This window comes from Spirosoma daeguense, from assembly GCF_054776875.1.
In genome coordinates this window covers 987,993-996,891 of record NZ_BAAHBF010000003.1, presented here as the reverse complement: position 1 = coordinate 996,891, position 8,899 = coordinate 987,993, and the positions used below count along the sequence as shown (strand labels likewise).

Here is an 8,899-nt window from a genome sequence, read left to right as displayed (position 1 = left end):
ATGTGGAGTTTTTCCTCTACCGGCTGACTCAGTTATATGCTTAATCCAAGATGCTCCACAACTTTTGACCTTGATCCGTTGTGGGGGGCTTTGTATTTTTCTAGGTTTGTGCGCTTAATCAAACCTAGCCATTTTGGAGATTTTCTTGCTCATCATCCAGTTTCTGTTGCCTGAGTTCATTCTGAAAAATTTCGAATTGACCTCCATCGACCGTTCTAATAGCATTTTTCAACTCTGTACAGAATATAAAATACCATCAGAATAACGCAAAAATTTACTCCCCAAAAGCTTCTTTCCGACACTAAATGCTCAGATCTTTCCTTCACAGCAAACGGCGGAGGTGAATCAATACAATGACCGAAAAAAGTCGTTTATCGAGATTGGATACGAGTATTTAAACAGATAATGAGTGAGTTTGCTCGTCAATTTATTAATACCTCCCGTGCTGTTTCTTCATCACGTTTTAGTTGAGCAACCAGCGCAGGAAGCCCATCGAATTTCTGTTCGGGACGTAGGAACTCTTTAAATTTCAACGTCATGTGCTCACCGTAGATGTCTTTATCGAAATCAAAAATATACGTTTCGATGGTTTGGTTTGTACCCGCTACAGTTGGCCGGAAACCAATATTGAGCATACCACGTAGCGTTTGGCCTGCGTATTCAACCTCAACAGCGTAAACTCCATTAGCCGGAATAAGCTTGGCCGGATCATCGACCTGCAAATTAGCCGTCGGGAAACCAATGGTACGCCCGAGCTGGCGACCTTTTACAATGGTGCCGGTTAATGAATACGGTCGTCCCAGAAAGCGATTGGCTGTCTGTACGTTTCCCTGATTCAACGACGCACGGATTTTAGACGAGCTTACACCGACGGCTTCGACATCCTGACGGGGAATTTCCTCAACTTCAAAGCCGTATTCACTCTGATGCGCCTTAATGTAGTCGAACCCACCCTCCCGATCGCGCCCGAAACGATGATCGTATCCAATAACAAGCTTCTTTGTGCCAATTTTCTCCAGCAGAATCTGCCGAATATACTCCTCCGAGGTGAGTTGTGAGAAGGAGCGCGTAAATGGAATAATAACCAAATGGTCGACACCCGCCTGATCGAGCAGTGCGATTTTTTCATCGAGCGTGGTCAGCAATTTCAGATTCTGGCTGTCGTTCGATACAACAGTACGCGGATGTGGCCAATACGTTATAAGCACCGATTCGCCGTCACTGGCTTTGGAAATCTCTGTTAATCGGGCCAAGATGGTTTGGTGCCCTAAATGAACCCCGTCGAACGTACCGCTTGTTACTACGGCATTTGTCAACGGCAGAATATCGTTCAGACCTCTGTAAATTATCATTTCTTAGTCGACAGCCAGGGTTCGAAAAGCATTTACCAATAGTCACTTCGCTACTACGTAGCACTTTTTATTCAAGCTGACTATCGGCTTGTGATTGACGATTACTCTCCCGGCATGTTAAAATAAATTCGTCGATGGTATGTGCATTTTCCACCCGAAAATCGCCGATACGTGTCCGTCTCAAGCAACTCATGTAGGCTCCATTATTGAGTAATAAACCCAAATCACGTACCAAACTGCGAATATAGGTGCCTTTCGAACACACAATACGAAAATCTACCTCAGGGAATCGTTCGGTATTTACCTCGAACACGGACACAGTGACCTGTCGGGCTTTAATACCACCTTCAACTCGGTCGGCGGTTTCGCCCCGACGTGCTTTTTCGTAAAGTCGTTCACCATTTACCCGAACCGCCGAATAAATGGGTGGTACCTGTAAAATGTCGCCCGTTAGTTTCTGGGCAGCTTCCTGAATTTGTCCGACCATTATATCCGACGTATCAAATTCAGCATCGAACTCCGTTTCCAGATCAACAGAAGGCGTTGTTTTACCAAGTACGAGGGTTCCAGTATACTCTTTTTCCTGCGCCTGATATTGGTCGATCTGTTTAGTCATCTTGCCTGTGCAGAGAATCAACAAGCCTGTTGCCAACGGGTCTAACGTTCCGGCATGGCCGATTTTTTTGAACTTACAGGCATACTTCAGCTTATTCGCTACGTCGAACGACGTCCAGGTGAGTGGTTTATCAATCAGAATAACTTGACCAGGATCTGTTTTCTGTTCCAAAATATAGATTCAGCTTCCAAAACTCAATCTATCCAGATCGGACTTGAAAGCGATTTTCATTTTCTTAATTTATTTTATGCAATCAGGTGTACTACGTTACAGTACATCCAGTTTTACGCCAGCGGCCATTAGACTTAAGAGTAAAAGGCCCATAGCAATTCGGTAATAGCCGAATACTTTGAAACCATAACGATTCAGGAATCCAACGAAACCACGTATGGCCAGCATGCCAACTACAAAAGCAATAGCATTGCCGATCAGAAGTATCTGATAATCGGCAGGTTGTAAGAGCTTATAGGTTTTAAGAAGTTTATAACCCGATGCTGCAGCCATAGTAGGTACGGCCAGAAAAAACGAAAACTCAGCCGCCTGCGACCGGGTAAGTCCCTGAAACATACCGCCAATAATAGTTGCCGCCGATCTTGATACGCCAGGAATCATGGCAATACACTGAAAAAAGCCAATACGTAGTGCATCCGGAACTGTTACGTCGCCATCTTTCGGCTGACGGTTCACAATCTGATCGATGAACACTAGTATAATGCCGCCAACCAGAAGCATAATGGCAACAACCACTATATTTTCCAGAAGCGAATCGATAAAATCGTTGAGCAGAAACCCAATAACCGCAGCAGGCAGGAAAGCAATAAGGATTTTGCTATAAAAATCGGCCATTGGTTGCAGATTGCGCGGCACCGATTTTAAGTAAGAAGGAGCCACGAAATCGCCCGTGGGCTTGGTTAGAAAACGGCGATGATATAAAACCAGTACCGACAGAATACACCCAAACTGAACGTCGACTGTGTATAGTTTGGTGAATTCGTTACCAGCAATACCTGCCAGCGATGAGTAGATAATCATGTGACCAGTTGAAGAAATCGGCAGAAACTCCGTCAGCCCTTCAATGATGGCCAGCGCTATTGCGTGAATCAGCTCCATTAAGAAGTTATAAAGTTATAGGGTTGTAAAGTTAGTTTGTCCAACTCTTTACAACCCTATAACTTCACAATTTTATAACTCTTTATGCGCTTTTAGGGCGGGCGAGTATAGCAAAGAACTCAAGAACGAATCCTGCCATCACCACAATCGGCCCGAGAGTAAGACCTAGAAAACCAAAACCAAACTCTTCTTTGTCGAGACTCATAATAAAGAAACCAGCCAGAACTACACCGATACCAATTAGCATCAATACGTAATTCTGTCGATCAAAAGGGAGTGCTGCTATTGCGGTTGAACGAGCAGGTTCAGCCACAGACCGAACAGGGGCCGTTTTTGGCACCGTAGCCGTCGTTTTTTTGGCGGGTTCTTCACGTGTCAGCGTGGCCGAGCCGTATTGCTTATCTTTTGCCATGTTCTTCGTCAGTTATACTCTTTAATTAACTCGCAACATTGGTCTGTAGTTTAACGAAACCAACGTAACGGTTTAAGTTTAATACAATTCATCCAGCGTCAGGCCCAGGTATCGATTCACGGCCTGAAACGTACTGAGAAAGCCAATCAGTACGCCCAACCCAACAATACTTGCCATCAGAATGGCCATTTTTTCGAAATCCTGAAACATCGCTAGCTCGGGTAAATTAGTTGTAGCAAGTTGTAATCCTACAAGTAACATTGCTACGGCAATAACACCAGCCAGAAACCCTTGCCACATACCACGTACCAAAAAAGGACGGGTTATGAAGCTGTTAGTAGCACCTACCAATTGCATACTGCGAATCAGCATCCGCTGCGAGTGAAGCGCCAGCCGAATGGTATTGTTCATCAGCACAACAATAATGATGAGTAGAATAATGGCAAAAGCCGACATGACCACATAAATCTTGGTAATGTTCCGGTTGATGCTGTCTACCAAATTTTCCTGATAAACCACTTCAAATACGCCGTCAATCTGCTCCAAATCCTGTTTTACTTCCTGCAGTTTAGCTTCTTCAAAATAACCTTCATTCAGCTTAAGTCGGAAACTATCGTGCAACGGATTTTCGCCCAAAAATTTCGAAAAATCTTCTTTAGTTTCGGCGATAAACTCTTTAGCGGCTTCTTCTTTCGTAACTAACTGAATTTGAGGTTCGCCGTTGGTTTGCAAAATATACGGCCGACTGGCAACCGTTTTCTGCAATTCCGTCATTTTCCGCTCGCTCAAATCTTTATCAAGAAAGGCTCTCACTTCATAGTTTTCGCGGATATACGTAACAAGCTTCTTGGAGTGAAGCGCCAGTACTGCACAAAAACCAATCAAAAACAAAGCCAGCGTCAGACTAAATAAAATCATGCCGCTGGGATACGTACCTACTTTCTTTTTCGTACGAGCCATTTAGGGTTCGTGTTATGAGACAAAAATAATGGTTTCCGCCAGTGAACGGTCTAATTTAAGAAATTTTAGCAAATCACTGAATGACTGGGATCGCTGGAAGAGCAGGATTGGCTTGGTTCTCATTCGCTTCTGTGCTATTCTGGCAAATCAGATTGCCCGTACAATTCTTGTTTTCCTCTACTTAAAAGTACCTCTGCTGGATAGCTTACTTCTACCAAATATAATCCGTTTGCCGGTGCTGCCCGACCAGCCGCGTTTCTATCTCTGGCGAGTATGATACGTTCAAATTGATCGAGACTCATTCGCCCCTGCCCTATTTCGAGTAACGTACCAACAATAGTACGTACCATTCCCCAAAGAAAGCGGTTGGCTTTGATATGGAACGTTAGTGAGTCGTCATTTATGCGTTCCCAATTGGCAAAATCGAGCCGACAATGAAAATGGTTCACATTCGCCCGTGCCTTACTAAAGCTCTGAAAATCGGTATAACGTAGCAACACCCCACAGGCTTCATTCATAACATCGTGATTTAGATGCGGACGAAAATGATACGTAAGGCCATTCTGAAACGCATCTTTTTGGCGGCTGATATGATACTGATAATAGCGGAAAGTGGCAGAGAAACGAGCGTGATGATTCGGTTGAACCAGAAAAATAGTGTGAATGGCAATATCTTCGGGCAGCAGGCAATTCAATGAATGAATCAGTGATTCAGACAAATTGAGCGGTTCTTCACTATCGAAATGAGCGAACTGCTGTTTGGCATGAACACCGGCATCTGTACGCCCACTTCCTACTATATAGATAGGCTTTCCCAACCGTTGTGTCAGCGTAGCCTCGAGTGTTGACTGTACACTTGTTCCATTGGCTTGCGTTTGCCAACCGTGATAAGCCGTTCCCCGATACGACAATTCAATAAAATAACGCACCATCGGGTAAAAGTACCACCAAAACAAACACCACACACGCAAAAGTGGTGTGTGGTGTAGTACTGTGCACACTAAAAACTGTTACCTAGCGAGGGCCACGACGACCACCCGGATTGAATCCTTCGCCCGACCGTTGCCCCTGATCTTGTGACCTTTGTTGAAAACGTTGTCCTTGTCCCTGCCCTTCCTGCGTACGTTGCTGAATGGCTTCGCTACGTCCTCCAGACATGGACTGACTCGGCTGGCTGTTCATTTGTGGCTGACTTTCGCTACGTTCGAACGAACGGTTTCGCGAAAAACCACCCTGTTGAAACGAACGGGGCGAATTATTTCCTGGCTCTATCTGACGTGAACTATTATCGTTTTGCGGGAAGTTCCCCCGCGAAAACTGTCCACGGTTCGACTCAAACCGGTTTGGCACGGGTGTGGGAGAATTTCCGGCATCAGGCGTTACATTACTATTCAGATTGCCATCTCTCGTACTATTCGATTCACCAGAAAACGGTTGTCCATACGTACGGCTGGAGCCATCTCTGGAGTATGTACGATTTGGGCTAATCGATGAACGGTCATACGCCCGACCAGACCCATTATTATCGCCATAACCACCTCGATTGTAAACAGAATTACCATCAAATGATGAGCGTGGTACGTTATTAGATCGATCATTACGTCCGTAATCCCGATTATAAGCCGTTGCAGAACCTGGCCGATAAAATCCTACCGAGCCATTACCAACAACTGAGCGACCAGGACGATCCATCTGGTCAACGCGATAAACTGGCACCGAACGGCGTGTTACCCGTTCAATGTCTCCTCTTGGAGGGCCATATACATACGCCCGGTTATTGGTCCGGTAGTAATTATTGATGATGGTGGTGTTATAATAGATATTCGTTACGTGCGGACGAGGTACGCAGTAGCTATACAAACGTGGACTGGTAATGTAAACCTGAGGAACAAATGTCCAGTAAGGCGCAGGTATATTGATATTCACATTGATATCCCAGCCTGGGCCCAAGGGTGCCCACCCGTAGTAGCCACCGCCCGAACGCCACGAAACCCAGGCCGGCCCCCAGTCGCTTCCGGGAATCCAGAGCCATCCGCCATAAGCCGGATCATATATCCAGCGACCGTAGTGAAACGGTGCCCAGCCCCACGCATAGTCCGATACCCACGTATTCCCAAACTCGGTAACCACCCAATGACCACCTGAAGCATAAGGCTGAAAATCAGGCCCTGCGTTAGGTAACCACACATTTCCGTAGCCCGGATGTTGCATCCATTGCCCGTATGGAGACAGCTCGTCATAAAACGACTCAACAGGCACCGTAACACCCGGTTGAGCCACCGCAACATGGGAAACAGCAGCTCCAAAAGTGAGCAAAGCAGCTAATCCAAGCAGTTTTATTGTTTTCAGGATAGTCATGACGCTTCGAAAATTACGCTGAAGTAGCTCCCTCAGCGCCTGTTTGATTTTAAAACCTCTCGAAGGTTTAACCAGACTTGCTTAAATCTCAGCTTTTTATAAAAAAAATCGCCCGACTTTTCAGCCGAGCGCTTGATACGTAGCAAATCAAGAAATAATACAACCAGAATTAATCTTCGGTGGTGATGAACATTTTCGGCTTTGGGGCCTCAATTCCATCTTTGGGAAACTGCCGGGCAATATTTTCGAGCATATAGTAATATGTTTCCCAGTACGTATCACTCTTCGTCCAGACCCGTACGTCGTAATCGCGCGAATTGGCATTCAATTTCGTAATCAATACGTCGTGTTGCCGATCTCTTAGAGCGTATGGGCAACCATCAATCACTTTCTGAATAGCAGCCTTTGTGGCATCTAAATCATTCTGACTACCAACGTTATAAACCTGATCGACACGAATAATGCCTTTTGTCGATATATTCATTATTGGCGAGGTAGACAAAGCACCATTTGGCAAAATAATGGTTTTATTATCCAGCGTCACCAACGTAGTATCGAAGATCCGAATCGCTTCTACATTACCTGTATATCCTTGTGCCGTAACCAAATCGCCAACGCGAAATGGCTTGAAAATCAGGATCAAAACACCACCCGCAAAGTTTGACAAGCTTCCCTGAAGCGCCAACCCAACCGCCAAACCGGCCGCACCAATAATAGCAACGAACGAAGTAGTTTGTACGCCTAATGTACTGGCAATACTCAGCAATAATAGAACACGTAATAATCCGTTTACCAACGATAACAAAAACGGCTGCACATCACGATCAACGTGCCGTTTAGACATGGCCGAAGCTAGTAATTTCGTAATCCAGCCGATAATCCAAAGACCAACAATAAGCGTTACTGCGGCCAACAATACGCGGCCTCCATACAACATAACAAAGGTAGCAACCTGGGTATAAAGCGTTTCAAGTCTGGTTTGTGCCTGTTCCATAATGGAATTAGATGAACTATTTGTTTGTCATCAGACGGCAAAAAACAGAAAAGTAACCTAATAAGTACATTACGTTCAGCCCTGAATTACAGCCATTTTTTCCTTCGGAAATACCAAAGTGTACCCATTACCGACAATACCATCATACCCAAGGCCATCAAATAGCCATACTTCCAGTGAAGCTCCGGCATGGCTTCGAAGTTCATGCCATAAATGCTGGCAATGAGCGTTGGCGGTAAGAGAATTATGGAAACAACAGTGAAGATTTTCACGATCCGGTTCTGTTCCAGATCAATCAAACCGAGGTACGTATTTTGCAGAAACTCCAGCCGTTCAAATATAAAATTGGTATGATCGATGAGGGAGTTTATGTCTTTAATAAGCGTGCGAAGCCGTTGCTGCTCCAGTTCATTAAACCAACCATCGGAACGTATCATTGCCGAAATAACCCGCTGTTTATCAACCACATTCTCCCGAATCGACATCGTTAATTCCTGATAATCGTTAATATTGAGCAGCATTTCCCGGTCGAGGTTGGCATCAAGATCAAGCATCCGGTTTATGGCCTGAATTTCGCTCGATACCATCTCTATTAAATCAGCATCGTAATCAATTCGCGACTCAAAAATCGAAATCAGAATCTGTGCGCCATCACTAAATAATGCCCGACGCGATTTGATCCTTTTTACTGTGTCTGCAAAGGATTTCAGATCGGCATTTCGATACGTAAATAGAGTTTCGTCTTTCAGTATAAAACTCACCGGTACTGTTATGTAGCGATGTTCCGAGTCAGGAATCAGAAAATTGGAGTTTGCAATCAGATAATCGTCTTCTTCAATGTAACGCGATGAGCTTTCAATTTCCAGTTGCTCCTGCTGACTTAGAAAATCGACGTCAAACTTCTCTTCAACACTTTTAATTTCAGACGGGCTCGCATTTTGCAAATCGACCCAAAGCGTGCGTTCGGTGTCGGAGAAAGAATCAATATCACGAATTTTACGGACGGCGGCTTCGTCCTCCTGAAAGATGCGAATCATAAGCAAGCACGGGACTGGATTTTCCGGCCGCAAGTTCGTAGAAAACGATCGGACTGCCAT

The 8,899-nt window shown here is 45.0% G+C and carries 9 protein-coding genes; all 9 read right to left on the bottom strand.

Features of this window, described 5'->3' with window-relative positions; genetic code table 11:
• Positions 1–422: 422 nt before the first annotated feature.
• Complete coding sequence (locus ACYVD4_RS13000) at positions 423–1,352, bottom strand: bifunctional riboflavin kinase/FAD synthetase (RefSeq protein WP_460946196.1); 930 nt, start codon at positions 1,350–1,352, stop codon at positions 423–425.
• Positions 1,353–1,419: 67 nt separating this feature from the next.
• A complete protein-coding gene (gene truB / locus ACYVD4_RS12995) occupies positions 1,420–2,139 on the bottom strand; it encodes a tRNA pseudouridine(55) synthase TruB (protein WP_460946194.1) in 720 nt (239 codons plus the stop codon).
• 96 nt (positions 2,140–2,235) lie between these two features.
• Complete coding sequence (locus ACYVD4_RS12990) at positions 2,236–3,078, bottom strand: undecaprenyl-diphosphate phosphatase (protein WP_460946192.1); 843 nt, start codon at positions 3,076–3,078, stop codon at positions 2,236–2,238.
• A gap of 82 nt (positions 3,079–3,160) precedes the next feature.
• On the bottom strand, positions 3,161–3,490 hold the full coding sequence (locus ACYVD4_RS12985; protein ID WP_460946190.1) for a DUF3098 domain-containing protein: 330 nt from the start codon (positions 3,488–3,490) through the stop codon (positions 3,161–3,163).
• Between the two features lie 78 nt (positions 3,491–3,568).
• A complete protein-coding gene (locus ACYVD4_RS12980; protein WP_460946188.1) occupies positions 3,569–4,450 on the bottom strand; it encodes a cell division protein FtsX in 882 nt (293 codons plus the stop codon).
• A 134-nt stretch (positions 4,451–4,584) separates the two neighbouring features.
• Positions 4,585–5,379, bottom strand: a complete 795-nt coding sequence (gene truA / locus ACYVD4_RS12975; protein ID WP_460946225.1) for a tRNA pseudouridine(38-40) synthase TruA — start codon at positions 5,377–5,379, stop codon at positions 4,585–4,587.
• An 85-nt stretch (positions 5,380–5,464) separates the two neighbouring features.
• Complete coding sequence (locus ACYVD4_RS12970) at positions 5,465–6,808, bottom strand: DUF6600 domain-containing protein (RefSeq protein WP_460946186.1); 1,344 nt, start codon at positions 6,806–6,808, stop codon at positions 5,465–5,467.
• A gap of 169 nt (positions 6,809–6,977) precedes the next feature.
• Complete coding sequence (locus ACYVD4_RS12965; RefSeq protein WP_460946184.1) at positions 6,978–7,802, bottom strand: mechanosensitive ion channel family protein; 825 nt, start codon at positions 7,800–7,802, stop codon at positions 6,978–6,980.
• An 86-nt stretch (positions 7,803–7,888) separates the two neighbouring features.
• Positions 7,889–8,839 (bottom strand): magnesium/cobalt transporter CorA, encoded by a 951-nt coding sequence (gene corA / locus ACYVD4_RS12960; RefSeq protein WP_460946182.1) that lies wholly within the window; start codon positions 8,837–8,839, stop codon positions 7,889–7,891.
• Positions 8,840–8,899: the final 60 nt, after the last annotated feature.

Excerpts from the sequence above, each read along its gene's own strand:
- ACYVD4_RS13000 (WP_460946196.1), bottom strand. The coding sequence starts at position 1,352 with ATGATAATTTACAGAGGTCTGAACGATATTCTGCCGTTGACAAATGCC.
- ACYVD4_RS12990 (WP_460946192.1), bottom strand. The coding sequence starts at position 3,078 with ATGGAGCTGATTCACGCAATAGCGCTGGCCATCATTGAAGGGCTGACG.
- ACYVD4_RS12985 (WP_460946190.1), bottom strand. The coding sequence starts at position 3,490 with ATGGCAAAAGATAAGCAATACGGCTCGGCCACGCTGACACGTGAAGAA.
- ACYVD4_RS12980 (WP_460946188.1), bottom strand. The coding sequence starts at position 4,450 with ATGGCTCGTACGAAAAAGAAAGTAGGTACGTATCCCAGCGGCATGATT.
- ACYVD4_RS12970 (WP_460946186.1), bottom strand. The coding sequence starts at position 6,808 with ATGACTATCCTGAAAACAATAAAACTGCTTGGATTAGCTGCTTTGCTC.
- ACYVD4_RS12965 (WP_460946184.1), bottom strand. The coding sequence starts at position 7,802 with ATGGAACAGGCACAAACCAGACTTGAAACGCTTTATACCCAGGTTGCT.
- corA (WP_460946182.1), bottom strand. The coding sequence starts at position 8,839 with ATGATTCGCATCTTTCAGGAGGACGAAGCCGCCGTCCGTAAAATTCGT.